This window comes from Paractinoplanes rishiriensis, assembly GCF_016862375.1.
GTDB classification, from domain to species: Bacteria; Actinomycetota; Actinomycetes; order Mycobacteriales; family Micromonosporaceae; genus Actinoplanes; species Actinoplanes rishiriensis.
Genome location: NZ_BOMV01000069.1, coordinates 108,132 through 132,502 on the forward strand (window position 1 = coordinate 108,132; position 24,371 = coordinate 132,502).

The following is a 24,371-nucleotide window of genomic DNA, read 5'->3' on the forward strand; positions in this document are numbered from 1 at the left end:
CCGTCTCAGCCGAGCAGCGGCGGGAGCGCGGCCACGATGGGCTTGTCCGCGGGCAGCCACCGCACGGTGTCCAGTTCGTCCGCGGACAGCCAGCGCATCGCCGTGTGTTCGAGCGCCCGGGGCTCGTCGCCGCCGAGCAGGCGCACGGCGAAGACCCGTAGCACCGCGCGGCCGTGCGCGAGCGGCACGTCTGGGCCGATCCGGGCGCCGACCTCCACGCGTACGCCCAACTCCTCGGCGCACTCGCGGGCCAGCGCCTCCTCGTCGCTCTCGCCCGGCTCGACCTTGCCGCCAGGAAACTCCCAGCGACCGGCCACCTCAGGCGGTGCGGAGCGTTCGCACGCCAGTACACGACCATCAGTGATGATTGCTGCCGCAACGATAACCTTGCGTGACTTCAAGGCGTTGACGTGCTGTTTTCCGGCCATCGGGGCAAGCTTCCCACAAAAGTTCACCGTTCAGGTTGCCCGAGGCGTCCCGATCGTCACGCAAACACGTATATGTGGGCGTGGACATGCTTGTCGCGGGAGACAAGACTATGGGCACCGACCATGACGACACGGCGACAGTTTGGCCACAAGCCGGCAACGACGCCTAGGGGGTGCGGCGATGCGGGCCAGAAGACGACGGGGAAACCGCTCCGACTACCTAAGTGACGCACTCGCCTTGTTGAGCGGATGGACGCGCGACGGCGTTCAGCTCAAGCGGGAACTCGTGTGCGACGAGAGCCAGCATGCCGCATTGACCGAGCGGATCAAGGTGGCGGCGGACACACTGCACATCCGGCCCAGCATCCGGCGGCTCGACGGTCACACACAGATCTGTCTGGGCTCCAGGGACGGCGAGGCCATCACGGACGGTGAGGTGACCCTGGCTGCGCGGATCGAGGACTTCTACCGCACAGTCGTCGGTACCTCATAGCCAAGTGTCGCTACGCTCGGAACATGGGCGACGTCATCTACGACAACAAGGGCCAGCTCCAGCAGATCGAGAGCGGCCTGCTCGACGGCGAGACGATCATCGCGGTCTACGACGCGGTCGGCGCCGGCACCGGCTTCATCGGCCTGACCAACCGGCGCGTCATCATCCAGGACAAATCGTTCGTCGGTAAGCGCGTGGCGATCACCAGCATCCCGTACTCCAAGGTGAGCAGCGTCAGCGTGGTGGCCAACAAGAGCTGGGCCGGCCAGTTCTTCTCCACCGGCACCATCGCCATCACCGTGGGCCAGCACATCTACGAGGTCGAGTTCCGCGGCTCGGAAAAGACCCACCACGTGCACAACGTGATCCTGCACTACGCCTCGTAGCCGAGCACCCGGGTAGGAAGCGCCGTCTCGATCACCGTCCCGTCCGCGGCACGCCGCAACTCGTAGGCCCGCGGGCCGGGCCGGCCGGCCACCGCCTCGACCAGGCGGGTGTCGCGATAGAGCAGTGCGGCACCGTCATCGGTGGCGTAGCCGTCCGGCAGCGTGCCGTCGCCGATCAGCCGGTGCATGGTGGGGCGCCGCTGCGACTCGTTGTCGTAGTGCACGCCGTTGCTGTACGGGAGCCAGCCCAGCCCGTCGGTGAACCCGCGCAGTTCGGGACCGTAGCTGTCGGTGCACCCACCCCGGTGCCAGCAGATCGACCCGGCCGAGATGCCGGCCAGCACCACGCCGGCCCGCCATGCCTCGTACAGGATCTCGTCGAGCCCGTGCGCCCGCCAGACCGCGCAGAGGTTGGCCACGCTGCCGCCCTCCACCCAGATCACGTCCTGGCCCAGCAGGTGCGCGCGGACGTCGGCGACGTTCGGCATCGGGAACAGTTGCAGGTGCGACATGGCGAACTCGGTGCCCGCAAATGCCGCGTAACAGGTCGCGATCAGGCCTGCCGGGTCGCCGGTGGCCTGCGCGAGCAGGCAAATCCGCGTCTGGGCGGCACCGGGCCGCGCCGGATTAGCACCGTGCCGCGCCGGATTAGCGCCGGCCCGTGCCGGGTTGGCGCCGGCCAGGTCGGCGGCGAACCGGTGGATCGGGCCGGGCCGCACTCCACCGCGCCGGTCCGGGACGAAGCCGGCGCTGGCGGCGAGGATGGTCGGCGCGTCCGCGGTCATCGCATCATGGTCGCGCACGCGTCGGCGGTTTCGAGCACCAGATCGGCGGCCGCGTCTATCGCCTCGCTCAGGTGGATCGGGTCGCCGTCCACCGCGGCAAACATCGCGTCCACCCGCTCCCCGAACCGATCCGGTGCCCCCGGCAGCAGAGCGGACGCGGCGACCGCGCCCTTCTCGTTGATCAGCCACCTGCCGGCCGCCCCGTGCAGGGCATGCGCGCACACCCCGACCAGGCGGAACAGACATCCGGCCACGTATGCGCTGTCGCCACGGGACACCGCCTTGCGTGCCACCGCCACCAGGAAGTCGCCCTCCCACAGGCCCGCGACCAGGGCCTCGGCCAGCTTGGGCGGGAAGGTGCCGAACCTCTCCCGGAGCTCGCCGAGCTCGCCGGTCGGATCGGCCAGGATGCGGCCGAGGGCCAGCTCGCCGACATACCCGAAGTCGGGAAAGCCGAGCGGGTGCCCCGGCTGCTGGTGGAACGCAAACCGCCCCTGCTCCGCCTCGGCCCACACGCCTCGCACCCGGTCGAGATCGCGATAGATCCAGTCGACCGCGTGGCCGTCGATCCGCAACCAGCCGCCGCCGTCCACCCACGGACCCCAGCCACCGAGCTCGGTGACCACAGCGGACGGCCCCGCCACCGACTTGGCCAACTGGTCAAGGCGAGCCACGTCGAGCGGCCGCCGGTAGTAGAGCCCGAGGTCGGTGTCGGAGTCGGCGGTGTGCGAACCCCGGGCCCGGCTGCCACCGAGGACGACCCCGATGATGCCGGGCACCGTGGCGATCTCGCGGGCGAGGCTCTCGTCGATCGGTGACATGCCGCTAGTCTTCCCGGTTTCCAGCGGGACGGCCTCCCGGTTGGCCGCAGGGTCGATTGCGGGTTTCCGCAGGCGGCTTTGTGGTTTTCCGCAGACCTGCCTTTCAGCACGCCGGGTCCAGACCGCCGCGGCCTTTCAGCAGGCCTGCTCCAGGTCGTCCGGGTTCAGCAGCGCCAGATCCTGGTCCAGCACGGTGACCGAGCCGCCGAGGTGGACCGCGCTCTCCTCCACCGGGTCCGGGCACGGTGCCTTGCGGCCCAGCGGCACGCAGACGTTGAGCGCGCGCTTGCACTCCCGGTCACCGCGCCGGCTGCCGAAAGCGACCACCCGGTGCTGTGGCTGTCGCGTCACGGTCGCGTCGATCAGCCGCCGGTCGGTGGGCACGCCGTCGGTGACGGTCACCAGGTAGCGCAGCGTCTCCTCGCCGGGAACGCCCGGGTTCTCCACGCGCTTGCTGCCGCGCGGCAGCCTGGGGTCGCGGACCAGCCGGGTCTCGAACGGGATCTCGCGCGTCTCGGTCTCGGTCCGGGTGGTCCGCGCCGGCCGGGCGGGCGATGCCGCCGCGGGCGGCACCTCGCTGGTCGCGGCGGGTGCCGCCGGTTGCTCCGGGCGGGTGGTCGCGGCGCCGCGGGGGTTCCTCGTGGCGGTCCGGTCGGCCTGGTCAGAGGTACGCGCTGCGGCCGGGTCCGCCGCGTCGAAGTGCGCTTGGGCGGCCGGTCGCCGGGGCGTGGCCGGTGCCGGTTGGCCGCCGGCCGGCGGCGCCGCGGCTGCCTGCCCGACCGCGGTGACCACCTGCGGCGGTTCGGCCTTGTCGTCCCTGGTCAGGGCGGCGACGCCGGCCGCGCCGCCGCCGATGAGAATCAGCAGCGCACTGGTGCCGGCCGTCATCCGCACGCCGAACGGCAGCCGGGCCCACCAAGACTTTCGTGGCATTTCGAGCAGTTGCTGCCAAGAGTCACTAGTTGTCTGGTTTTGCACCCAAGCATTGTGCAGCGCGGAATGCCGGATGCAAGCACCCGGACGCGCGCGGGCGAGCCGATCTTGGGGGTTTGCCGAGGTCGTACCATCGATGTCATGTCGGCCACACCGCCACTGACTCCGCTGACGCCGGAGGAGGAGGCGGTCATGCGCGCCCTGGGACGGCTCATGTTGGTGCTCCCCCGCCAACTCAACGCCGACCTGGAACGCGAACAGCGGATGACCGCGAGCGAATACAGCGTGCTGCGCCATTTGTCCGAGTCGCCGTGCGGCATGATGCGGATGAGCGAACTGGCCCAGGCATGCGACATGTCCTTGAGCGGCATGACCCGCCTGGCCGCCAAGCTGGAGTCGCAGGGCCACCTGAAGCGCATCAAGTGCGAGGACGACGCCCGCGGCTGGAACGCGGTGCTGACCCCCCGGGGCCTGGAACGCCTGCGCGAGGCGTGGCCCGCCCATCTGGCCAGCGTCCGGCGGCACATCTTCGCCCACCTTGAGGGCCTGGACCTGCGCAAACTGGCCGCCGCCCTGGAAGCCATAGCCAGCGATACATAGGCGGCCGCCGCTCATCCCTCAGCGCATCGGAAACTCGCGCCCGTTGACATATTCCGTTATGGGTATACGATTGGTTCATGGCACGAGCGGCGACGACTACGGACGCGTTCAACGCGGTGGCTGAGCCCCGGCGGCGGCAGATTCTTGATCTGCTGGCTCAGGGGGAGCGGCCGGTCAACGATCTGGTCGAGATGCTCGGTCTCGCCCAGCCCCTGGTTTCCAAGCATCTGCGGGTGCTGCGCGAGGTCGACCTGGTCCGGGTCCGCGACGCCGGCCGCCAGCGGATGTACCGGATCAACGCCGAGCCGCTGCGCTCGATCCACGACTGGCTGCGGCGGTACGAGCAGATGTGGAACACCCGCTTCGACCTGATGGACGCCGTACTGGCGGACTTGAAAGAGGAGGAAGACCATGGCAACGACTAGCCACTCGGCGAAGGTGACCCTGCCGGCCGACACCCAGATCCTGATCACCCGCGAGTTCGACGCACCCCGGCACCTGGTGTGGCGTGCCTACACCGAGCCCGACCTGATCAAGCGCTGGTGGGCCGGCGAGCGCGGCGAGGTCACCAGCGTCGAGGTCGACCTGCGCGTCGGCGGTCGCTGGCGCTACGTGATGACCGCCAACCCGGGCTTCGAGGTGGCGTTCCACGGCGAGTACCGCGAGATCTCCGCCCCCGACCGCCTGGTCAACACCGAGGCGTTCGAGGGCCTACCCAACCCGGACGACAATGCGGCCCTCAACACGGTCACGTTCACCGAGAAGGACGGCCGCACCTACTTCGAGGTCCTGGTCGAGTGCAACGACAAGGCGACCCGCGACGCGATCATCGAGTCCGGCATGGAGGGCGGCATGCAGGAGTCGTACGACGCTCTCGAAAAGGTCGCGAGTTCCCTGGAGTGACCCGGAGGGCAACGGGCGGTCGCCGAGGCGACCGCCCACTTTGTCATCGCATGGTGCTGCGGTGGCGCGCCCGGCGACGGATACACCACGTTGCACCTTGCCCGCGCCCAACAGCTTCACCCGCCGAGCCCGTAGGCCGCGAGCGCGGTATCGAGCATGTCGGCCTGCGCCGTCGCCGGGTAGGTCACCCGATCCGCGGTCGCCAGGGCGGCCGCCCCTTCCGCCATCGCGACCAGCCCGAGCGCGACCGCGGACACCCGGCTCGCCGGCCAGGTCGGCGCCGCGGCCCCGACCAGGCGCGTTATCCGCTGCCGCCAGGCGTGATTGTTGCGGCGGTGAATGGCCAGCAACTCGTCGTCGGCGACGGCGGCCGCGAGGAACCCCATCCACACCACCGCCTCGTTGATCGTCTGCGGGTCGGTGGCCAGGCCCTGGTGCAGCACCGCGCGCAACGCGGCCCGCGGCGAGCCGGCCGACGCCTCAAGTTCCTCGACCCGGCGGCGGGTGGTCTCGTGCAGCAGTTCGCGGGCGTGCCGCAGCAGGGCCCGCCGGTTCGGGAAACGGTGCATGACCAGGCCCGTCGTGCAGCCGGCGGCGGCCGCCACCGCGCGCACCGTGAGCCGTTCGAGGCCCTGCTGCGCCAGCACGTCCCACACCGCGCGGGACAGCGCCTCGCCCTGCGCCGGCCGATCCGCTCGTCGTGACACGCATCTCCCTCCTCAATCCGTAACAGCTGTTACCGTAACGCCTGTTACGCGTGGAGGGACACCCATGACCTGGATCATCGAGCAGCGCGGGTGGGACGACCCGGCCGGCGTCGCGTTGCGGGCCGCCCAGCGCACCGAACTCGACCTTCGCTACGGCACCGACGATCACGAGCCGGGCCCGCCACCCTCGGCCACCGACATCGACCTCTTCCTGGTGGCGCTCGATCCGGCCGACGGTCACCCGGTTGGCTGCGGCGCCTTGCGCCGGCTCGCTGCGGAGTCCGCCGAGATCAAGAGGATGTACGTGGAACCGCCCGGTCGCGGTTCCGGCGTGGCAATTGCTCTGCTCCGGGCCCTGGAGTCGGCCGCATGCGAGCGTGGCTGGACCACCCTGCGCCTCGAGACCGGCACCGCCCAGCCCGACGCGATCCGGTTCTACGAGCGCGAGGGATACCGCCGGATCCCACTGTTCGGCGCGTACACCGGCTCTGATCTTTCGATTTGCTACGAGCGCACCCTCGGGTCGCGAGATTGACACACCGTCCGGACCCGGAAGGAAACAACAAGAACCATGCAGAGGGTACGGCGAAATCTCACTCTCCGTGATCTGTGGTGTCGTCCATAGAGGCATAAAGGCTATTTGGTCGGTTAGACTTGCTCGTCAGTTTTTGTCCGTCTTGGAATACCCCGGGAAACTGTTGACCAGAATGGACTTGGAAAGACATTGGATTCGGCCGGTAAATCCCGCCGGGTGGTAGGAAAATAACAAAGGGAGAGCCGGGTATCGAACCTCGAATGGCTCGACGTTTCGGAACGACGCCGCAGCCTCACCATCGACCCCGGCGGCATTCCCCGATCGGGACGGCGAGTAACCCGAACAGGCATAACCCCGGGAGACGGGCAGGCAACGTCACCGGCCTGTCGATCATGTGTCCGCACCCGGCGGCGTTTCGCATTGTTTCGCGACGATCCCCACCGTACGATCATTCGATTTTGACTGATGCCCTGCTCACACCTGCTCCGGCTAGCGGCGGTGTTTCGTCGTGTTGCCCCGGGGTAGCGGAGATGATCCGCCCGGCCGCACCCTCTCGGGACAGCGCCCGCGGGATCCACCCAGGACAGCGTGGAATCCCCTGATGAGGGCCTAGTCGCGAGCCCGGCCTGCGGGTAGGGTACCGAGCGCGGAAGTCCACGATTTCCGTCCGATGATGCGTCTGATTGGTCTCGGACCAGGTCGGTGACGGTAGGAACCGGGAAGCAGCTATGGTGGCGGACTTTCCGGCGGACGAGGGCCGGAGCGATGCCGGAAATGGCGTCGTCCGGCCCTCGACCTGTCTATTCCGGGCACTATTTTCCGGCCCCTCGACAGGCCCGATGGTGAAACCGTCTCACGATCATTTCCCCAAAACTGTGCGCAACCGAGGACTTGATCGGTGCAACGCAGAGTGCTGGAATCTGGGCGCAGCCCCGGGACGCAATCCCGGGCCGTGGCGGCGAGGCCCTGTCCACCATCAGGGTCTCCCGTCCTTGTTGGTCCGAGACCAATCAGGCGCATCAACGGGAGAGGAAATATCAACTTGTTCGCCGACAACAGCACACCCACTCCCCCGGAGTGGTGGGACCCGCGGCCGGCAACGGTGCGTTACCACCGGCCCGGCTGGCGGGTGTTCGTCTTCCTGCTCGTCGTCATCTGCGGGAACGTCATGCTCTGGGCCGGCTACAGCGTCGAGACGGTGCTGCTGGCCCTGGCCGGCGTCGGCCTGGTCGCCGCGACGCTGGCCAGTTCGGTGGCCGACGGCCGCCAGCTGCCGGCACTGTCCTGGCCGTTCCGGGTGGGCGGTGCCGAATGACCCACGGCCGTTGGGGCGGCGCACCCGATCGCGACCCGGCCCACCGGCCACCGTCGGCCCGACCAGGCCGTCCCGCCGGAGCGAGGCGTGATCACGAGATGGCCCGGTTGCGGGCCAAACTGATGAACCCGGAAACGGCGTACGTCGAACTCATTGAGCAGTTGAGGTTCGCGATGGTGCAGGCCGGCAAGCCGTGTCTCAGCACGCTGGGCAAGCAGGTCGGTTACAGCAAGGCCACGCTCTCCAAGGTGTTCACCGGCAAGGCGATGCCCTCATGGGTGCTGGTGCAACGTCTGGGCGAGCTGTTCGGCATCCCGGTCTCGGTTGTCGACGAGTGGTACACGCTGTGGACCGCGGCCAACATGCACAGCCGCAAACCCACCATCACGTCGACCGCGGCGGTACGCGACACCGGCACCGCCGCGGTCCGGGACGGCGAATCGGGCTACAAGTGCCCGAAGTGCGGCAGCTGGGTCGTCGACACCACGCTGCACACCGGCTGGCACATGGAGATCGAACCGTCCGGCCGCCCGGCCCCGCCCTCGGAGTCGATCCAGGGCTGGCACGCCGCCTCCGAGGAGATCACCCTGCTCCGCACGGCCCTCGGCAACGAGGTCCGCTGACCCGTCATGCCGTCCGGCCCGGCTCATTCCCGCCGGGCCGGACGCAACACCACCGACACGACGTCACCCTCGTGGATGCCCTCGGCGTTCCGGACGGCGTCCTTGAGCGGAACCAGATAACGCCCCTCCCGGGGAAACAGCGCCGTCCGGAACTCGGTGTCGCCGATGACGACCTGCACCGGCACCTGGCCCCAATAGATCAGCGACCGCGCCTCTTCCTTCAGTTCGGCGCTGTCGGCCTCGGACATGGCCACGAAGAAGTACGGTGCCGGCCCACGCCACTCGATGATCTCGCCGTCGAACTCCCACTCCACGGTGATCCATTGAACCAGCCGCAAGCGCCCCCTGCGATACTTCGCCGGTGATCGCGCCGGTCCTGCAGACTGCCGTCTTCGTCCTGTCACCCGCCCGCGACGAGGTGCTGCTGATCCACCGCAACAAGTGCACCGACGACCTCCACTACGGCAAGTTCCTCAGCCTGGGCGGCCACGTGGAACCCGACGAGGACGTGCTGACCTGCGCACGCCGCGAGGTCTTCGAGGAGTCCGGCCTGGTCGTGGCCGACTTGGCACTACGCGGCACCGTCATGTGGACCGGCTTCGGCCCCAAGAAGCGCGACTACTTGTGCTTCATGTTCCGAGCCGACTCCTTCACCGGCATCCCCCACGGCGGCAACGAGGAGGGCACCTTGGAATGGGTCCCCCTGAACGACCTGACCACCCGCCCGATGTGGGACAGCGACCACCTGTGGCTCCCCATGATCTTCGACAACACGCCCGCCCCGTTCCACGGCGTGATGCCCTACCACAACGACAAGATGCTGAGCTGGTCGTTCCAGCGCGGCTAGACAGCTCCGCGGTCGAGGGTCCGCTCAGAACCCTCCAGGCCGGGCGTTACACGGTGACCGTCGCTGCTGCCCGTGCGGAGCAGTCCTGCCAGCACGTGATCCCCCTCGCCCCACCCCTTCACAGATCTTGGCGCGGGTACCACCCGGTTCGGTGGTGTTCGGGTCAAGGTCCCAGTGGTCCAGATCGCTGTTGTCCCAGGCGGATAGATCTTGGTTGATAGGCCACCGTTTCGGGTGGTGTCAGCGTCAAGATCTCCCGGCGCTGGCGGCCGGCGGGCGCCGGGTGGCGGGCGCCGGGTAGCGGGCGCCGGGTGGTGGCAGGCGGGCAACCGGCAGGCGGGCAACCGACGGGCAAGCAGCCGGAAGGCGGGCTACGGCGTGGACGCCGCGCTGACGGGGTGCGTCCTGGCGGCTCTGCGGCCGGGTGCGCCGGCCCGCGCGGTGGCGGGCCGGCGGCGGACTCGGGTGGTCAGAAGGCGCAGGCGATCACCAGTTCCGGGGTGCGGTCGGGGAGGCGGTCCAGTTTGGCTATGCGGCCGGCGGCCTTGAGGTCGGACTCGATCATGGCCAGGCGGTCGAGCAGGGCGGCTGGGCCCAGGGCCTCGGCCAGGGGGACGTCGGCCTTCATGGACAGTTTGCGGTCGGATTTGGCGCGGCGGACCTGGCGCAGGGCGTCGCCGGCCAGGTCGAGCAGGGTGGGGTCACCCTCGGGGGCGACTCGGGTCAGCTCGTATTTCGTCGGCCAGGTGGACGTGTGGACGGAGCCGTAGCGCCACCAGGACCAGACCTCCTCGGTGACGTACGGCAGGAACGGGGCGAACAGGCGCAGCAGGACGGACAGGCCGGCGGCCAGGGCGGCGCGGGCCGAGTCGGCTGCCGGGCCCTGCGCGTATGCCCGCTCCTTGACCAGCTCGATGTAGTCGTCGCAGAAGGTCCAGAAGAACGCCTCGGTGGCCTGCAACGCATCGGTGTGGTCGTAGCGGTCGAACGCCTCGGTCGCGGTGGTGACCACGGTGGCCAGGCGGGCCAGCATGGCGCGGTCGAGCGGCTCGGTGACCGGCTGGCGCAGGGCCGAGCCGGCGCCGAGGCCGAGGGCGAACTTGGACGCGTTGAGCACCTTGGTGGCCAGGCGCCGGCCGACCTTGATCTGGGCCGGGTCGAAGGCCAGGTCGGCGCCGGGACGGCCGTTCGCGGCCCAGTAGCGGACCGCGTCCGAACCGTTCTGGACCAGCAGGTCCATCGGGGTGACGACGTTGCCCTTGGACTTTGACATCTTTTTACGGTCGGGATCGAGGATCCAGCCGGAGAGGACGACGGTGTGCCAGGGCAGCCGGTCGTGGGCCTGGTGGGCGCGCAGGACCGAGGCGAACAGCCAGGTCCGGATGATGTCGTGACCCTGCGGCCGGAGGTCCATCGGGTAGACCCGGGCGAACAGGTCGTCGTCGGCCCGCCAGCCGCTGATGATCTGCGGGGTCAGCGACGACGTGGCCCAGGTGTCCATGACGTCCGGGTCGGCGGTGAAGCCGCCCGGGACGTCGCGCCGGGACTCGTCGAAACCCGGTGGACACTCCGAAGAAGGGTCAACCGGCAACGCTGATTCGTCCGGTATGAGAAGCTGGTCGTAGTCCGGTTCGCCAGCGTCGTCGAGCCGGTACCAAACCGGGACGGGCACGCCGAAGAATCTCTGCCGGCTGATCAGCCAATCCCCGGTCAGGCCGTTGACCCAGTGCTCGTACCGGTGCCGCATGTGCTCCGGGTACCAGCGCAACTCCCGGCCCCGCGCCAGCACCTGCTCCCGCAACCCGGCATCGCGCCCGCCGTTGCGGATGAACCACTGGCGGCTCGTGACGATCTCCAGCGGTGCGTCGCCGCGCTCGTAGAACTTGACCGGGTGCGTGATCGGCGTGGGTTCGCCGATCAGGTCGCCGGTCTCACGCAGCAGCCGGACGATCTCGCGCCGGGCCGCGTTGGCGGTCAGCCCCGCGAACGCCTGGTAGGCCGCCGCGGGGACGCCGGCCGGCCGGTCCGGCAGGAAGCGGCCGTCGCGGCCCAGGACGACCCGGGTCTCCAGGTGCAGGTCGCGCCACCAGGTGACGTCGGTGAGGTCGCCGAACGTGCAGACCATCGCGATGCCGGTGCCCTTGTCGGCCGCGGCCAGCGGATGCTCGTGGACCGGGACCTCGACGTCGAAGAACGGCGTGCGGACCGTGCGCCCGACCAGCCCGCGGAACCGCTCGTCACCGGGATGGCAGACCAGCGCGACACAGGCCGGGAGCAGTTCAGGCCGGGTCGTGTCGATCTCGACCGGGCCGTCCGGGCCGTGGAAGCGCAGCTTGTGGTAGGCGCCGGGACGGTCCCGGTCCTCCAGTTCGGCCTGCGCGACCGCGGTGCGGAAGCCGGTGTCCCAGAGCGTCGGGGCCTCGGCCGTGTATGCCTCGCCGCGGGCCAGGTTGTCGAGGAAGGCACGCTGCGAAACGGCCCGCGACCGGTCCCCGATTGTCGTGTACGTCATCGCCCAGTCGACGGACAGCCCGAGCCGCCGCCACAGCGCCTCGAACGCCTGCTCGTCCTCGGTGGTGAGCCGGCCGCACAGCTCGACGAAGTTGCGCCGCGAGATGGCGACCGTGTCCTTGGGTGCGGTGGCCGGCGGCTGCCAGTCGGGGTCGTAGGGCAGCGCCGGATCGCACCGGACACCGTAGACGTTCTGAACCCGCCGCTCGGTGGGCAGCCCGTTGTCGTCCCAGCCCATCGGGTAGAAGACGGTCTTGCCGCGCATCCGCTGGAACCGCGCGACCGTGTCGGTGTGGGTGTAGGAGAAGACGTGCCCCATGTGCAGCTCGCCCGATACGGTCGGCGGAGGGGTGTCGATCGCGTATACGTCCGCCCGCTCCTTGGAACGGTCGAACGTATACGTGCCCTCCTCCTGCCAGCGGCGCGCCCACTTGTCCTCGAGGCCGTCCAGCGACGGTCGCTCGGGGAGACCGGCGCGCGCGGTCATTCCCGTATCAGTCATGGGCTGATGCTACGGCTGGCGGGCGCCGCGAGCGCGGCATTATGCCTCGTGATCGAGCAGTTGCCGCTTGACCGGCAGGCCCCATCGATAGCCGCCCAGCGACCCGTCCAGCCGCAGCACCCGGTGACACGGCGTGAACAGCGCGACCGGGTTGCGCGCGCACGCCGCCGCGGCCGCGCGCACCGCCGCCGGCCGACCGGCCAGCTCGGCGAACTGGGTGTAGGTCACCGGGCTGCCCGGTTTGATCTCGCGCATGACCCGCCACGCGTGCGACATGAAGGCACCCTCGGTGAGCTGCTCGACCTCCACCTCGTCGAGCGCCGTGAGGTCGCCGTCGAAATAGGACCGAACCTGGTAGGTGACCGGTCCGACGTCGTCGGCCGGCACCGCCTCGCCGCGCAATCGGGGATGGATGAGCGACACCAACTCGCCGACGTCGGTCGTGAAACCGGCAGCGCGCACCGCGGACGTCGGGCCCACCACAATCGTCAACGGGCCGGCCGGGGTGGTCATGATTTGGTACTTCAACATCGGGTCCTCCTGGGGGTTGGGCACAGCCTGGCCTCTTCGGGCCAGCCGTGAGCGAGAATCTTGGTGGCCTGTGGATAACCGCGCTTCAGCTTGATTTCCACAATCGGATGAGGGCGTACGACCGCCACGGGCGCCACCGTTCGGCATACTCGGCGAGAGCCTTCGGGGTGGCCGGCAGCCCGAGAGCCGCCGCACCCCGCCGCACCGCCAGATCGGTCGGCAGAAAGACATCCGGGTCACCGATCGCGCGCATCGCCACATAACCGGCGGTCCACGCCCCGATCCCCGGCAGTTCGAGCAGCCGGGCGACCGATTCGTCCCGATCCGCCCCCGGATCCAGATCGATCTTGCCGGCCGCGACGGCCTCGGCCAGCGCCCGGATGGTCTGCCGCCGCGCCACCGGCATCCCGAACGCGGAATCCGGCAGCTCGGCGACCGCAGCCGCGGTGGGAAACCCAATCAGACCTGAGTCTGATGCGCCCCGGCCGGGTACGGCGGGAGAATCGGAGCGCGAGCCGTCCCCGCCAGGTGCGGCGGCGGAGCCGGGGAGGGCTTCCGCGGAGGCGGTTCGCAGGTCGGCGGATTGGTGTGCGCGGATCAGGCGGGTCAGGGTTGTGCGGGCGCCGGTCACGCTGACCTGCTGGCCAACGACCGCTCGCACCGCCATCTCGAAGCCGTCCACCGCGCGCGGCACCCGGACTCCGGGCTCGGCGTGCACGGCGGCGGCGAGCGCGGGATCCGCACCCAGCGTGGCATCGACGGCGTCCGGGTCGGCGTCCAGATCGAACAGCCGGCGGCAGCGGGCCACGGCCGGCGCGAGGTCGCGCACGTCCGCCATCCTCAGCTGCGCGGAGACCCAGCGGTCGGCCGGGGTGAGTGCGACCGTCGCGGTTCCGTGCGGCAAGGTCAAACCGCGGTGGTACGTGGCACCGGACCGTTCCTCGACGCCGGGTAGAGCGCGCAGTTCGAGGAAGTCGAGCAGGGAGGGGATGTGCAGTGGCGAACGATAGGCGAGCCTGAGGTGGATCGTGCCGGACTCGGTCTGCCGGGCCGGGCGGCGGTCGCGCAGCTGGCTCGGCGCCTGCGCGTACACCTGCAGGATTGTGTCGTTGAACTGTCTGACGCTGCCGAAACCCGCGGCGAACGCGATGTCGGCGAGGCCCAGGTCGGTGGTCTCGATCAGGATGCGCGCGGTCTGGGCCCGCTGCGCCCGGGCAAGGGCCAGGGGGCCGGCGCCCAGTTCCGCGGTGAGCAGGCGGTGCAGGTGGCGTTCCGTGTAGCCGAGGCGGCTTGCCAGGCCGGGCACGCCCTCGCGGTCGACCACGCCGTCGCCGATCAGGCGCATAGCCCGCCCGACCAGGTCGGCGCGCACGTCCCACTCGGGCGAGCCGGGTGCGGCGTCCGGGCGGCAACGCTTGCACGCGCGGAAGCCGGCTCGCTGGGCGGCGGCCGCGCTGGGATAGAAGGTGACGTTCTCGCGCTTGGGCGTGATGGCCGGGCAGGACGGCCGGCAGTAGATGCGGGTGCTGGTCACGGCCGTGAAGAACCAGCCGTCGAACCGCTGGTCCCGGCTGTCCACGGCCCGGTAGCACCGTTCGAAGTCCAGTTCCATGCCGTTGAGTCTGCTCCGATCGGGGGCATTCGGCTGGCGGGATTCGGACATGGTTGTGCGTGTCAACTCCGGTTGACGCGCGCGGCTTCGTCAACTACGGTTGACACATGAAGGCGTTGAGGAGCGACATCCGCTACCGGACCTATGCGACGGCGGGCGGCGGGCCGAAACTTGTGCTGCTGCACGGTGGCCTGCAGACGTCCGCGAACTTCACGCGTCTCGCCGAGCTGCTGGCGACCGCGTTCACCGTGTACGTGCCGGACCGGCGCGGGCGGGGCCGGAGCGGACCGGCGGCCGACGACCACGGGTTGCGTGCCGAGATCGACGACCTGGCCGCGGTGCTCGACGAAACGGGGGCGGGCAACGTGTTCGGGCTGAGCTCGGGCGCGGTCATTGCGCTCAACGCCGCGCTCGAACTGCCGGCGATCCGGCGGCTCGCGCTCTACGAGCCGCCACTGCGCCTCGGTGCGGACGATCCGGTGGCCTGGCGGCCCCGATTCGAGAAAGAGCTGGCTGCCGGGCGTACTGCTGCTGCATTTGTCACGGTCTCCAAGGGCACAGGCGATTTGCGGTACGCGCCCAGAGCCGCCCTGATTCCACTCGCCGCACTGTTTCTCCGGGCCGAGCGCTGGTCCGGCACGGGTGAGGTGGGCCGGCTCGTCCCCACGATGCTGCTGGACGCGGCCGTCGTGGAGGACGCGTCCGGACCGTTCGACCGATACGCGGCGATCACGGCGGAGACCCTGCTGCTCGGGGGTGCGCGCTCCGCGTCGTACCTCAAACGGGTTTTGACCGGTCTGGAAGCGGTCGTGCCGCGGGTGCGCCGGGTGACCCTGGACGGGGTGGGTCATCTCGCCGCCGACAATCACGGCAAGCCCGGACTCGTCGCGGCGGAACTGCGCAAGTTCCTCGGTTAGCGGCTGCGTAGACTGGCGTTCCGTGAGCCTCACCATCGGAATCGTCGGCCTGCCCAATGTCGGCAAGAGCACCCTGTTCAACGCCCTGACCAAGAACGACGTGCTCGCCGCGAACTATCCGTTCGCGACGATCGAGCCGAACGTCGGCGTCGTCGGGTTGCCGGACGACCGGCTGGAGAAGCTCGCCGCCCTCTTCCAGAGCGAAAAGATCATCCCGGCGCCGGTGAGCTTCGTCGACATCGCCGGCCTGGTCCGCGGCGCGTCGAAGGGTCAGGGCCGGGGCAACGCGTTCCTGGCCAACATCCGCGACGCGTCCGCGATCTGCCAGGTGGTGCGCGCGTTCTCCGACCCGAACGTGCTGCACGTGGACGGCAAGATCTCGCCGGCCGACGACATCGAGACGATCAACACCGAGCTCATCCTGGCCGACCTGCAAACGGTGGAGAAGGCCCTGCCCCGCCTGCAGAAGGAGGCCAAGCTCAAGAAGGAGAAGGCCCCCGCGGCGGCCGCGGCCGAAGCAGCGTTCAAGCTGCTCAACGACGGCGTGACCCTCTACCAGGGCGCGGCCGGCGCGGGCATCGACGTGGCCCTGCTGGCCGAGTTGCACCTGCTGACCACCAAGCCGTTCCTGTACGTCTTCAACGTCGACGAGGCCGAATTGGGCAACGCCGCGTTCCTGGACGAACTGCGCGCGCTGGTGGCCCCCGCCGAGGCCATCTTCATGGACGCGAAGATCGAGTCCGAGCTGATCGACCTGGACCCCGAGGAGGCCCAGGAGCTCCTGGAGTCCACCGGCCAGACCGAGCCGGGCCTCAACCAGCTGATCCGTGTCGGCTTCGACACGCTGGGCCTGCAGACATACCTGACCGCGGGCCCCAAGGAGGCGCGCGCGTGGGTGATCCCGCGCAACGCGACGGCCCCCGAGGCGGCCGGCGTCATCCACAGTGACTTCCAGAGGGGCTTCATCAAGGCCGAAATCGTCAGCTTCGACGAATTGATGGCAGCGGGCTCGATGTCCGCGGCGAAGGCGGCCGGCAAGGTCCGCATGGAGGGCAAGGACTACATCATGAAAGACGGCGACGTGGTCGAGTTCAGGTTCAACGTCTGATTCCGGCCCGACGGCTCGACAACTCCCTGCGCCAGTGGTGATGCTGACCTCCGATGTCGACGACATGGTCAAGCTGCGCGGGAAGCGGGTCCGGATCATCGGTCTGTAGGCGGCGGCCGGTCCTCCGCGAGTCGGACTACGGTGGCCGGGTGATTATCCGAGACGCTTCGGGCGCGGACTGGCCGGCCATCTATCCGTTCTTCCGCGAGATCGTTGCGGCGGGGGATTCGTACGCCTATCCGGAAGATCTTGGGTTGGAGCAGGCCCGCGAATGGTGGATGGAGCGGGCGCCCGGTCGGACGGTGGTGGCGGTGGACGGGGCGGTGGTGCTCGGCAGCGCCAAGATGGGGCCCAACCGGCCGGGGCGTGGGGCGCACGTGGCCACCGCCAGTTTCATGGTTGATCCGGCGCACTCGGGGCGTGGTGTTGGGCGGGCGCTGGGCGAGTATGTCGTGGCGTGGGCGCGGGCCGGTGGGTACCGCAGCATTCAGTTCAACGCCGTCGTGGAGACCAACGAGATTGCCGTACGCCTGTGGCGCTCGCTCGGGTTCGAGGTGCTGGCCACGGTGCCGGAAGCGTTCGACCACCCGGAGCATGGCCTGGTCGGGCTGCACGTGATGTTTCTGAACCTGCGCGAGTCGCGAGCCTGACGGGGCAGCATGGAGGGTATGTCAATCGCGCCCGAGCAGGTGCAGGCGCCGGCAACCGACGCGGTGTTGTTCCGGTCGTCGCCGGTGCGGACGTTTGTGGTGGTGTTCGTGTTGCTGATGGTGTCGTTCGGGCTGGTGTCGCCGATTGTGGCGCTGGTGTCCGGCGGGACCGGGAACCCCTGGTGGCACACCGCCATTCAGGCGGGAGCGATCAGCCTGCTCGCCTCGGGATGCTACGCGTGGTCGATCCGGGGGGCGCTGACCACGTGGGTGCGGGTCTCGTCGGGTGGGCTGGAGCTGGCCGCCCAGGGCAGCGACCCGATCCTGCTGGCCTGGGCGGACATCTCGGCCGTGGTGGTGCGGCGGGTGGGTTTGCGCTCGGTGCTCGAGGTCACGCCGGTCGACCTGGACCGGGTGCACCCGGTGCAGGACGAGGACCTCGGTGGACCGCCGATGAGCGAGACCGCCGACGTGCCCGCCTTCACAGCCGACCTCAGCGAGCTCTGGCCGGGGCCGCGGGCGCTGCGCCGCGAGCTTGACCGCCGGATGAGCTAAAGCTAGAAGTCGAAGCCGCCGCCAAAATCGCCGCCGCCGAAGTCACCGCCGCCGAAGTCGCCGCCGCCCATGTCGCCGCTCGCGTCGCCGCCGAAGTCGCCGGCGTTCGCGTCCTCGAAGCCGTCCTGGTAGCCGCCGCCGTAGCCCATGTCGCCGAAGGAGGGCGAGAACAGGGCGTCGAAGATGAGCATGCCGCCCAGGACGCCGGCGCCGGCACCCAGCGCGGTCTTCCACACCGGGGTCGAATACCAGCCGGCCGGCACCGGGCGGCCCTGCACCCGGCCGCCGGGGTAGTAGTACGGCGTCTCGGGGCCCGGCCGCGGGCCCGCCTTGTAGGCGTGGCCCTGCACGCTGACCTCGCGATCCATGGTCAGCTGCCCGGCGCCGCGGGCACCCGCGAGCGGGGGCAGCTCCGGACCGGGGTCGATGCCCATGGCGGTGCGCGCCGCCCGCACGTACGTCAAACCCTCCAGCGCCGACTCGCGGGCCAGTTCGTACTGCTTGACGGTCTTGGCCTGCTGCAGCTGACCGCCGGCCGCGTTGTAGCGCTCGCCGGCGTCGGCCAGCGCCTGACGGGCCGCCGCGTCCTCGGCATGCAGGTTCATCACCTGGCCGCCGAGCCGCTCATACCAGCGCTGGGCGTCGGCGCGCGCGTCGTCCAGCCGATTCCGGTCCGCGCTCCGGACGCCCTGCCGGACCAGCAGAATGACCAGCAGCACCACGATCACAATGGCGAGAACCAGCAACACGCTCATGTTTTCCACGGTACCCTCGCGGTTCTTGTCGTACCGGTCTGGCAATCTGCGCTTTGTGACCGTTTCGACGCTGGCTGTGGTGGTTGTCTGTCTTGCGGTCGGGGCCGCGCTCGGCTGGCTGGCGGCCCGGCTGCGGGCGGCCACCGACATCGCCCGGCTCGAGGCGACCGTGCAGGCCCACCGCGACGGCGAGGAGCGGCTCGAGCAGTCGTTGCGCGCGCTCTCCTACGAGTCGGCCGCCCAGTCCCAGGAGGCGGTCGCCATCGCGGTCGCCCCGCTGCAGGACGCGTTGCGCCGCTACGAGCTGCGGGTGGTCGAGCTGGAACGGGAACGCATCGACGCCTACGCCGAACTGCGTGAGCAGGTCCGCGCCATGGGCGCCGTCTCGGGTGAGCTGCGCACCGAGACGAAGCAGCTGGTGGCGGCACTGCGGTCGCCGCAGGTGCGGGGCCGGTGGGGCGAACACCAGCTGCGCCGGGTGGTCGAGGCGGCCGGGCTGTTGGAGCACTGCGACTTCGCCGAGCAGGTCAGTGGCACCACCGACCGGCAGGGCGTACGCCCCGACCTGGTGGTGCGGCTGCACGGCGGGCGCAGCGTGGTGGTCGACGCCAAGGCGCCGCTGGACGCCTACCTGTCGGCCATGGAGGCGCGGGACGAGCGCGGGCGCGACGCGTCGCTCGGCCAGCACGCCCGGCACCTGCGCGGGCACGTCGACGCGCTGGCCGCCAAGGAATACTGGACCGCCTTCGAGCCGGCCCCGGACTTCGTGATCCTGTTCGTGCCGGCCGACCCGTTCCTGGACGCGGCGCTCCAGCACGACCCGTCACTGATGGAGCACGCGTTCCGGCGCAACGTGGTGCTGGCCACCCCGGCCACGCTGGTGGCGATGCTGCGCACGGTGGCCTACTCGTGGCGCCAGGAGTCGCTGACCCGCAACGCGGTGGCCGTGCACGGGCTGGCCCGTGAGCTGTACGGGCGGCTGGCCACGCTCGGCGACCACGTCGGCAAGCTGGGCACGGCCCTGGGTGGCGCGGTCACGGCGTACAACCGCGCGGTCGGCTCGCTGGAGTCCCGGGTGCTGGTCAGCGCCCGCAAGCTGTCCGAGATGGGGGTCTCCGACCACCCACTCCCGGTGCCCGCCCAGGTCGAGCTGGCGCCCCGGCAACCGCAGGCCCCCGAGCTGATGGAGGAGGCCAGTTAGCTGGCACGAGCGGCAGCAGCCGCCGCTTTCATGTCGCGGCGCAGCTCCTGGGGCAGCGAGAAGGTGAGGCGTTCCTCGGCCGTCGTGTATTCGGTTACTTCGCCGAAGCCGCGCTCGGCCAGGTGTGCCAGCACCTCCATGACGAGATCTTCGGGCACGCTCGCGCCGGACGAGACGCCGACCGTGGTGGCGCCGGCCAGCCACTCGTCCTGGATCTCGGAGGCGTAGTCGACCAGGTGGCCGGCCCGGGCGCCGGCGTCGAGCGCGACCTCGACCAGGCGCACCGAGTTGGACGAGTTGGTCGAGCCGACGACGATCACCACGTCGCAGTCGGGGGCGATCTCCTTGACCACGTGCTGGCGGTTTTGGGTGGCGTAGCAGATGTCGTCGCTGGGCGGCGACTGGAGCAGCGGGAGCCGGGTCTTGAGCCGGGCTACGGTCTCCATGGTCTCGTCGACCGAGAGCGTGGTCTGCGACAGCCACACCACCTTGGCCGGGTCACGGACCACGACCTGGTCGACCGAGTCGGGGCCGTCGACCAGCTGGATGTGCTCGGGGGCCTCGCCGGACGTGCCGATGACCTCCTCGTGGCCCTCGTGGCCGATGAGCAGGATGTCGTAGTCGTCGGCGGCGAACCGCTTGGCCTCGTGGTGCACCTTGGTGACCAGCGGGCAGGTGGCGTCGATCGCCTTGAGGTTGCGCTCGCGGGCCTGCTCGTGCACCTCGGGCGCGACACCGTGCGCCGAGAAGACGACGGTGGACCCCTCGGGGACCTCCTCGTTCTCCTCGACGAAGATCGCACCGCGGGCCTCGAGCGTGCTCACCACGTGTTTGTTGTGCACGATCTGCTTGCGTACGTAGACCGGCGCACCGTACAGCTTCAGCGCCTCCTCGACGGTCTGCACCGCCCGGTCGACGCCGGCGCAGTAGCCGCGCGGCTTGGCCAGCAACACACGCTTACGGGGTTCGGTCACGCGGCAATGGTACGTGCCGGTCACCCGTGGCTGCTCGTCTGCGAGGTGCGCCACAGGCTGCCGCTCGGGCCGGGAGAGGGCCATACTCGTGCGATGGCGGACACCCCCCAAGCCGACGAAACTCGTATTGATGACGAAACCGCCCACGCCGACCCCTGGTGGGCTCCAGTTCTGCGCTTGCTCCGGTTCCTGCTCGGCGCCGTCACCCTGGTGGGCGGCCTCACCTGGATCCTGGTCAACCTGACCGGGCCCAATCCGTTCCTCGACCTGCTGGTCGGCGTGGTGCTGTCGGCCGGCGCGCTGGTGCTGCTCATGCCACACCGGATCCGGCTGCCCCGGATGGCCACCACGGTCACGGTGGCCGGCGCCGCGCTGGCCGGCACCGTCGCGGGCCTGTTCGCCAGTACGGCGCAGATCTGCTGTGCCTACGCGTACGTCATCGACCGTGGCTGGCCGTTCAGCTGGGCCGGGCGCGGTGCGGTCGCCGAGGACCCGGACACCGCGTACCGGTTGGCCCAGGACGCCGACTGGCAGATCAATGTGATCTCGCTGACCGGCAACCTGCTGCTGTGGGCGTACGTCGGCCTGTTGCTTGTGGTCGTCGCCGTGCTGGTGCGTCGCGACCGAGAGTGAGTTGGGCCGATTCGGCCCGGTAGGGTCGGTTTCAGACGGGATACTCGGCGCATGGCTGTGCCGACCGCCGAGGCGGACGAACCCGGTCTGATCGAGTCCGCGGTGACCATGCTCCGGCTGCTCGCCGGGTGGGCCGGCACCGCACTCGGCCTGCTCGGGCTGGCCATGGGCATCGACACCGGTCCGGGCAGCACCGACGGGCCCTACCTGATCTTCCACGGCATGCTGCTGTCGACCGGCCTGGCCCTGCTCGCGGTGGGGCTGCTGCGCAAACGGTCCGGACCGGCGGGGTATCTGGCCGGTGGTGCGGTCGCGGTGGCCGGCCTGGTGCTGAGTGCGCTGCCGTCCACCTCGGCCGGGTGCTGCCTGCGTCAGTATCCGGAACGGCACGGCTTTCCGTTCACCCTGCTGGGCGGCGGTGCCGGCGAATGGCACGTCGACGTGTCGCATCTGGTCGCCGACCTGATCTTCTGGGGTTGCGCGGGCTTCTTCGTGCTGGTCCTGGTCACGCAGCTGCGCCCGGCCGGCGGGCGGTCCCGGCGCGCACCGGCCGGCCGGCACGCCACGCACGCCGAGCACCGGGCCCCGGCACCGCGCGACGAAAATGTCGGAGGGCTTCCGTAATCTGGCCGGGTGAGCGAGCCCGAGGCGACCGCGCCCCCCAAGAGCACCGCCGACGAGCCGTGGCCGGTTCGGGTGGTCAGCCAAAAGGTCGGCGCCTGGATCGCCAAGCTGGGCTGGGTGTGGGTGGACGGTCAGGTCGCCCAGATCAGCCGGCGGCCCGGCTCGTCGGTCGTCTTCCTCACCCTGCGCGATCCCTCGGCCGATCTCAGCCTCACCGTCACCGCCCACCGCGACGTGCTCGACAGCGGCGCCCCCGAGCTGGCCGAGGGCGCCCGGGTCACGCTGCACGCCAAACCCGAGTTCTATCCCGCCCGCGGCACGCTGAGCCTGCGCGCCGACGAGATCCGCCAGGTCGGCCTCGGCGAGTTGCTGGCCCGCCTCGAGCGGCTGAAAAAGCTGCTCGCCGCCGAGGGGCTGTTCGCCCGCGAGCGCAAGCGCCGGTTGCCGTTCCTGCCCGGCCGGATCGGCCTGATCACCGGACGGGCCAGCGCGGCCGAGCGCGACGTGCTGATGAACACGCGCCGCCGCTGGCCCGCCGTCGACTTCCGGGTGATCAACGTGCCCGTCCAGGGCCCCACCGCCGTCCCGCAGATCATCGACGCGCTCAAGGTGCTCGACAACGACGACACCATCGACGTTATCGTGATCGCCCGCGGCGGCGGGAGCGTCGAGGATCTGCTGCCGTTCTCCGACGAGGCGCTGTGCCGGGCGGTCTTCGGCTGCCGCACGCCGGTGGTCAGCGCCATCGGGCACGAGACCGATGCGCCGCTGCTCGACTACGTGGCCGACCTGCGCGCCTCCACGCCCACCGACGCGGCCAAGCGGATCGTGCCCGACCTGGCCGAGGAACGCCAGCTGATCGACATCGCCCGCCGCCGGATCGAGCGGGCCGTGCTCACCCTGGTCGAGCGCGAGGAACACCGGATCGAGGCGTGGCGGTCGCGGCCCTCGCTGGCCCGGCCCGAGCTGCTGATCGACCAGCGCGCCGGCGACGTGACGGCGCTGCGCGAGCGGGCGGTCCGCAGCCTCGACCACCGGCTGCGCCGCGCCGACGACGACCTGCGGCACACGGTGGCCCGGCTGCGCGCGCTGTCACCGGCCGCCACGCTTCAGCGCGGATACGCGATCGTCCAGCGCGACGACGGCCATGTGGTGCGCGCGGCAGACGAAGTGAAAATCGACGAGATTCTCCGGGTGCGGCTCGCCGAGGGCGAGCTGCGTGCGGCGGTACGGGAGAACGAATGACCGACGAAAAGCTGAGTTACGAACAGGCCCGCAGCGAGCTCGCCTCGGTGGTGGAGCGGCTGGAACAGGGCGGCAGTTCGCTGGAGGAGTCACTGGCCCTCTGGGAACGCGGCGAAAAACTGGCCGACGTCTGCCAGCGCTGGCTGGACGGCGCGCGGGAGCGGATCGACGCGGCCCGGGCAGCCCGAGCAGAGGCAGACGGCTAGGGCCGGCCCGGCGGCAAGGACGCCGACCGGCGACGCAGGACCCGACGCGACCCGCCGCCGGGCGACGGCCTGGCGGCGCGGCGGCCAGGCGCCTGGCGACCGTTTGGCGGGGCGGAGCGGCTGTCAGCCGTCTACCGCCTCGTAGCCGCTCGCCGGCATCTCCTTCACTGCGCCGGTCGGCTTTGCGGTCGGTGCCTGTTCGCCATACCCAGCGATGGAAATGCTCCATTTGCCGGCCGGTACGTCGTCGGCGGCGGGTGCGTCGAACTCCAGTCTGGTGAGGCGGCCTCGGTCGTCCAGCGTTGCAGTGAACGGCAGGGACTTTGCGGCGGCGCCCATCGCGGCTGCCGTGTCGGTGTCCAGCAGGCCGGAGCCGCCAGCCTTCGAGGCGTCCAGCCTGCCGGTGATCGTGCGGTTGTCGCGCTGCACCGTCAGTGCGCCGGCGACCAGGGCCGACGCGCCGGTCAGGTCCGGATCGGACAGGTCGATGTCCAGGTCGCCGCCCGGCTTCGCCTTGCCGGCTTCGACGTGCAGCCAGGACTGGCCGCTGAACAGTTCGACCGTCTCGCGCAGGCCGGCCGCCAGCGCCGCGGCCTCCGCGTCGGTGGTGTCGACGTTGTCCAGCGCGGCCGCCAAACCCGACGTGTCCGCGGTGAGCCGCACCCAGCGGTCCGGCTCGACCACGACCGCCTCGAACCTGGTCGGCTCCGGGCCGGTGGTGGTCAGCTCCACGGTCGCGCTCTTGCTGGCCAAGTGCACCGCGCCCCGCGCCGCGCCGGTCGGTGTCTGGGCGGTGAAGGCGTAGTTCCCGGCACGCAGCTCCGTGGTGGAGGCGGCGAGCGCGGCCTTCGGGTCGGTGGGCACCACCACCGGCGGGTCGGACTCATCCGGATTGCCGGAGCTGGTGCATCCGGCCAGGAAGATGCCGGCCACCAGGACGACCAGGACCCGCTGAGCAGTCATGGCCGGGG

30 protein-coding genes are annotated in these 24,371 nt (G+C 70.2%); 18 read left to right on the forward strand and 12 right to left on the reverse strand.

Going from position 1 to position 24,371, the window contains the following annotated elements:
• Positions 1-5 precede the first annotated feature (5 nt).
• Positions 6-428, reverse strand: coding sequence for a (deoxy)nucleoside triphosphate pyrophosphohydrolase (locus Ari01nite_RS32525; protein ID WP_203786061.1), 423 nt, complete (start codon positions 426-428; stop codon positions 6-8).
• Between the two features lie 181 nt (positions 429-609).
• On the opposite strand from Ari01nite_RS32525, the gene Ari01nite_RS32530 reads away from it, so the two are divergent.
• Positions 610-921: a 4a-hydroxytetrahydrobiopterin dehydratase gene (locus Ari01nite_RS32530; protein WP_203786062.1), complete on the forward strand. Its 312-nt coding sequence runs from the start codon at positions 610-612 to the stop codon at positions 919-921.
• Positions 922-944: 23 nt separating this feature from the next.
• Positions 945-1,307, forward strand: coding sequence for a PH domain-containing protein (locus Ari01nite_RS32535; protein WP_203786063.1), 363 nt, complete (start codon positions 945-947; stop codon positions 1,305-1,307).
• On the opposite strand, the gene Ari01nite_RS32540 is transcribed toward Ari01nite_RS32535, so the two are convergent.
• The 3 genes from Ari01nite_RS32540 to Ari01nite_RS32550 form a co-directional block, all read right to left on the reverse strand.
• Positions 1,295-2,092: a Type 1 glutamine amidotransferase-like domain-containing protein gene (locus tag Ari01nite_RS32540; protein ID WP_203786064.1), complete on the reverse strand. Its 798-nt coding sequence runs from the start codon at positions 2,090-2,092 to the stop codon at positions 1,295-1,297. The genes Ari01nite_RS32535 and Ari01nite_RS32540 overlap by 13 nt on opposite strands.
• On the reverse strand, positions 2,089-2,913 hold the full coding sequence (locus Ari01nite_RS32545) for a nucleotidyltransferase domain-containing protein (RefSeq protein ID WP_203786065.1): 825 nt from the start codon (positions 2,911-2,913) through the stop codon (positions 2,089-2,091). Before Ari01nite_RS32545 ends, Ari01nite_RS32540 begins: the two co-directional genes overlap by 4 nt.
• A 135-nt stretch (positions 2,914-3,048) precedes the next feature.
• Positions 3,049-3,846, reverse strand: coding sequence for a G5 domain-containing protein (locus Ari01nite_RS32550; RefSeq protein WP_203786066.1), 798 nt, complete (start codon positions 3,844-3,846; stop codon positions 3,049-3,051).
• 141 nt (positions 3,847-3,987) lie between these two features.
• Here Ari01nite_RS32550 and Ari01nite_RS32555 point away from each other — a divergent pair, with 141 nt between their 5' ends.
• From Ari01nite_RS32555 to Ari01nite_RS32565, 3 genes are all read left to right on the forward strand, one after another.
• Complete coding sequence (locus Ari01nite_RS32555) at positions 3,988-4,446, forward strand: MarR family winged helix-turn-helix transcriptional regulator (RefSeq protein ID WP_203786067.1); 459 nt, start codon at positions 3,988-3,990, stop codon at positions 4,444-4,446.
• Positions 4,447-4,523: 77 nt separating this feature from the next.
• Positions 4,524-4,871, forward strand: a complete 348-nt coding sequence (locus Ari01nite_RS32560; protein WP_203786068.1) for an ArsR/SmtB family transcription factor — start codon at positions 4,524-4,526, stop codon at positions 4,869-4,871.
• Positions 4,858-5,349 carry an SRPBCC family protein gene (locus tag Ari01nite_RS32565; protein WP_203786069.1) on the forward strand — a complete coding sequence of 164 codons (492 nt, stop codon included), beginning with the start codon at positions 4,858-4,860 and terminating at the stop codon, positions 5,347-5,349. Before Ari01nite_RS32560 ends, Ari01nite_RS32565 begins: the two co-directional genes overlap by 14 nt.
• Before the next feature lie 116 nt (positions 5,350-5,465).
• Here Ari01nite_RS32565 and Ari01nite_RS32570 read toward each other — a convergent pair whose 3' ends face one another.
• A complete protein-coding gene (locus Ari01nite_RS32570) occupies positions 5,466-6,056 on the reverse strand; it encodes a TetR/AcrR family transcriptional regulator (protein ID WP_239163222.1) in 591 nt (196 codons plus the stop codon).
• 64 nt (positions 6,057-6,120) lie between these two features.
• On the opposite strand from Ari01nite_RS32570, the gene Ari01nite_RS32575 reads away from it, so the two are divergent.
• From Ari01nite_RS32575 to Ari01nite_RS32585, 3 genes are all read left to right on the forward strand, one after another.
• The gene (locus Ari01nite_RS32575; protein WP_203786070.1) at positions 6,121-6,591 is read left to right on the forward strand and encodes a GNAT family N-acetyltransferase; all 471 of its coding nucleotides are present in this window, start codon (positions 6,121-6,123) and stop codon (positions 6,589-6,591) included.
• 1,042 nt (positions 6,592-7,633) lie between these two features.
• Positions 7,634-7,906, forward strand: coding sequence for a hypothetical protein (locus Ari01nite_RS32580; RefSeq protein WP_203786071.1), 273 nt, complete (start codon positions 7,634-7,636; stop codon positions 7,904-7,906).
• Between the two features lie 98 nt (positions 7,907-8,004).
• Entirely contained in the window at positions 8,005-8,529 is a 525-nt protein-coding gene (locus Ari01nite_RS32585; protein WP_203786072.1) for a helix-turn-helix domain-containing protein, read from the forward strand.
• 23 nt (positions 8,530-8,552) lie between these two features.
• On the opposite strand, the gene Ari01nite_RS32590 is transcribed toward Ari01nite_RS32585, so the two are convergent.
• Positions 8,553-8,867: a DUF1905 domain-containing protein gene (locus Ari01nite_RS32590; RefSeq protein WP_239163223.1), complete on the reverse strand. Its 315-nt coding sequence runs from the start codon at positions 8,865-8,867 to the stop codon at positions 8,553-8,555.
• A gap of 23 nt (positions 8,868-8,890) precedes the next feature.
• On the opposite strand from Ari01nite_RS32590, the gene Ari01nite_RS32595 reads away from it, so the two are divergent.
• Positions 8,891-9,376, forward strand: a complete 486-nt coding sequence (locus Ari01nite_RS32595; protein WP_203786073.1) for an NUDIX hydrolase — start codon at positions 8,891-8,893, stop codon at positions 9,374-9,376.
• Between the two features lie 469 nt (positions 9,377-9,845).
• Here Ari01nite_RS32595 and valS read toward each other — a convergent pair whose 3' ends face one another.
• The 3 genes from valS to Ari01nite_RS32610 all read right to left on the reverse strand — a co-directional run bounded on the left by valS (position 9,846) and on the right by Ari01nite_RS32610 (position 14,532).
• Positions 9,846-12,389: a valine--tRNA ligase gene (gene valS / locus Ari01nite_RS32600; protein ID WP_203786074.1), complete on the reverse strand. Its 2,544-nt coding sequence runs from the start codon at positions 12,387-12,389 to the stop codon at positions 9,846-9,848.
• A 39-nt stretch (positions 12,390-12,428) separates the two neighbouring features.
• The gene (locus tag Ari01nite_RS32605) at positions 12,429-12,920 is read right to left on the reverse strand and encodes a methylated-DNA--[protein]-cysteine S-methyltransferase (RefSeq protein WP_203786075.1); all 492 of its coding nucleotides are present in this window, start codon (positions 12,918-12,920) and stop codon (positions 12,429-12,431) included.
• An 85-nt stretch (positions 12,921-13,005) separates the two neighbouring features.
• The gene (locus tag Ari01nite_RS32610; RefSeq protein ID WP_203786076.1) at positions 13,006-14,532 is read right to left on the reverse strand and encodes a DNA-3-methyladenine glycosylase 2 family protein; all 1,527 of its coding nucleotides are present in this window, start codon (positions 14,530-14,532) and stop codon (positions 13,006-13,008) included.
• Between the two features lie 107 nt (positions 14,533-14,639).
• On the opposite strand from Ari01nite_RS32610, the gene Ari01nite_RS32615 reads away from it, so the two are divergent.
• The 4 genes from Ari01nite_RS32615 to Ari01nite_RS32630 all read left to right on the forward strand — a co-directional run bounded on the left by Ari01nite_RS32615 (position 14,640) and on the right by Ari01nite_RS32630 (position 17,762).
• Positions 14,640-15,449 carry an alpha/beta fold hydrolase gene (locus Ari01nite_RS32615; protein WP_239163224.1) on the forward strand — a complete coding sequence of 270 codons (810 nt, stop codon included), beginning with the start codon at positions 14,640-14,642 and terminating at the stop codon, positions 15,447-15,449.
• Between the two features lie 22 nt (positions 15,450-15,471).
• Positions 15,472-16,557, forward strand: coding sequence for a redox-regulated ATPase YchF (gene ychF, locus Ari01nite_RS32620; RefSeq protein ID WP_203786077.1), 1,086 nt, complete (start codon positions 15,472-15,474; stop codon positions 16,555-16,557).
• A gap of 149 nt (positions 16,558-16,706) precedes the next feature.
• Positions 16,707-17,207: a GNAT family N-acetyltransferase gene (locus Ari01nite_RS32625; protein WP_203786078.1), complete on the forward strand. Its 501-nt coding sequence runs from the start codon at positions 16,707-16,709 to the stop codon at positions 17,205-17,207.
• Between the two features lie 18 nt (positions 17,208-17,225).
• Positions 17,226-17,762 carry a hypothetical protein gene (locus Ari01nite_RS32630; protein WP_203786079.1) on the forward strand — a complete coding sequence of 179 codons (537 nt, stop codon included), beginning with the start codon at positions 17,226-17,228 and terminating at the stop codon, positions 17,760-17,762.
• 2 nt (positions 17,763-17,764) lie between these two features.
• Here the strand turns inward: Ari01nite_RS32630 and Ari01nite_RS32635 are convergent, their stop codons facing one another.
• Positions 17,765-18,517, reverse strand: coding sequence for a hypothetical protein (locus Ari01nite_RS32635; RefSeq protein WP_203786080.1), 753 nt, complete (start codon positions 18,515-18,517; stop codon positions 17,765-17,767).
• 55 nt (positions 18,518-18,572) lie between these two features.
• Between Ari01nite_RS32635 and Ari01nite_RS32640 the strand changes: the two genes are divergently transcribed.
• Positions 18,573-19,718 (forward strand): DNA recombination protein RmuC, encoded by a 1,146-nt coding sequence (locus Ari01nite_RS32640; protein WP_203786081.1) that lies wholly within the window; start codon positions 18,573-18,575, stop codon positions 19,716-19,718.
• On the opposite strand, the gene Ari01nite_RS32645 is transcribed toward Ari01nite_RS32640, so the two are convergent.
• Positions 19,715-20,776, reverse strand: a complete 1,062-nt coding sequence (locus Ari01nite_RS32645) for a 4-hydroxy-3-methylbut-2-enyl diphosphate reductase (protein WP_438872257.1) — start codon at positions 20,774-20,776, stop codon at positions 19,715-19,717. The two genes, Ari01nite_RS32640 and Ari01nite_RS32645, sit on opposite strands and share 4 nt — an antisense overlap.
• A gap of 9 nt (positions 20,777-20,785) precedes the next feature.
• Here Ari01nite_RS32645 and Ari01nite_RS32650 point away from each other — a divergent pair, with 9 nt between their 5' ends.
• The 4 genes from Ari01nite_RS32650 to Ari01nite_RS32665 are packed head-to-tail and all read left to right on the forward strand — an operon-like array spanning position 20,786 to position 23,400.
• On the forward strand, positions 20,786-21,325 hold the full coding sequence (locus tag Ari01nite_RS32650; RefSeq protein WP_203786083.1) for a hypothetical protein: 540 nt from the start codon (positions 20,786-20,788) through the stop codon (positions 21,323-21,325).
• A gap of 51 nt (positions 21,326-21,376) precedes the next feature.
• A complete protein-coding gene (locus tag Ari01nite_RS32655) occupies positions 21,377-21,949 on the forward strand; it encodes a hypothetical protein (protein ID WP_203786084.1) in 573 nt (190 codons plus the stop codon).
• A 9-nt stretch (positions 21,950-21,958) separates the two neighbouring features.
• Positions 21,959-23,194 carry an exodeoxyribonuclease VII large subunit gene (gene xseA / locus Ari01nite_RS32660; RefSeq protein ID WP_203786085.1) on the forward strand — a complete coding sequence of 412 codons (1,236 nt, stop codon included), beginning with the start codon at positions 21,959-21,961 and terminating at the stop codon, positions 23,192-23,194.
• Complete coding sequence (locus tag Ari01nite_RS32665) at positions 23,191-23,400, forward strand: exodeoxyribonuclease VII small subunit (protein ID WP_203786086.1); 210 nt, start codon at positions 23,191-23,193, stop codon at positions 23,398-23,400. Before xseA ends, Ari01nite_RS32665 begins: the two co-directional genes overlap by 4 nt.
• Before the next feature lie 123 nt (positions 23,401-23,523).
• Here the strand turns inward: Ari01nite_RS32665 and Ari01nite_RS32670 are convergent, their stop codons facing one another.
• Complete coding sequence (locus Ari01nite_RS32670) at positions 23,524-24,363, reverse strand: hypothetical protein (protein WP_203786087.1); 840 nt, start codon at positions 24,361-24,363, stop codon at positions 23,524-23,526.
• Positions 24,364-24,371 lie beyond the last annotated feature (8 nt).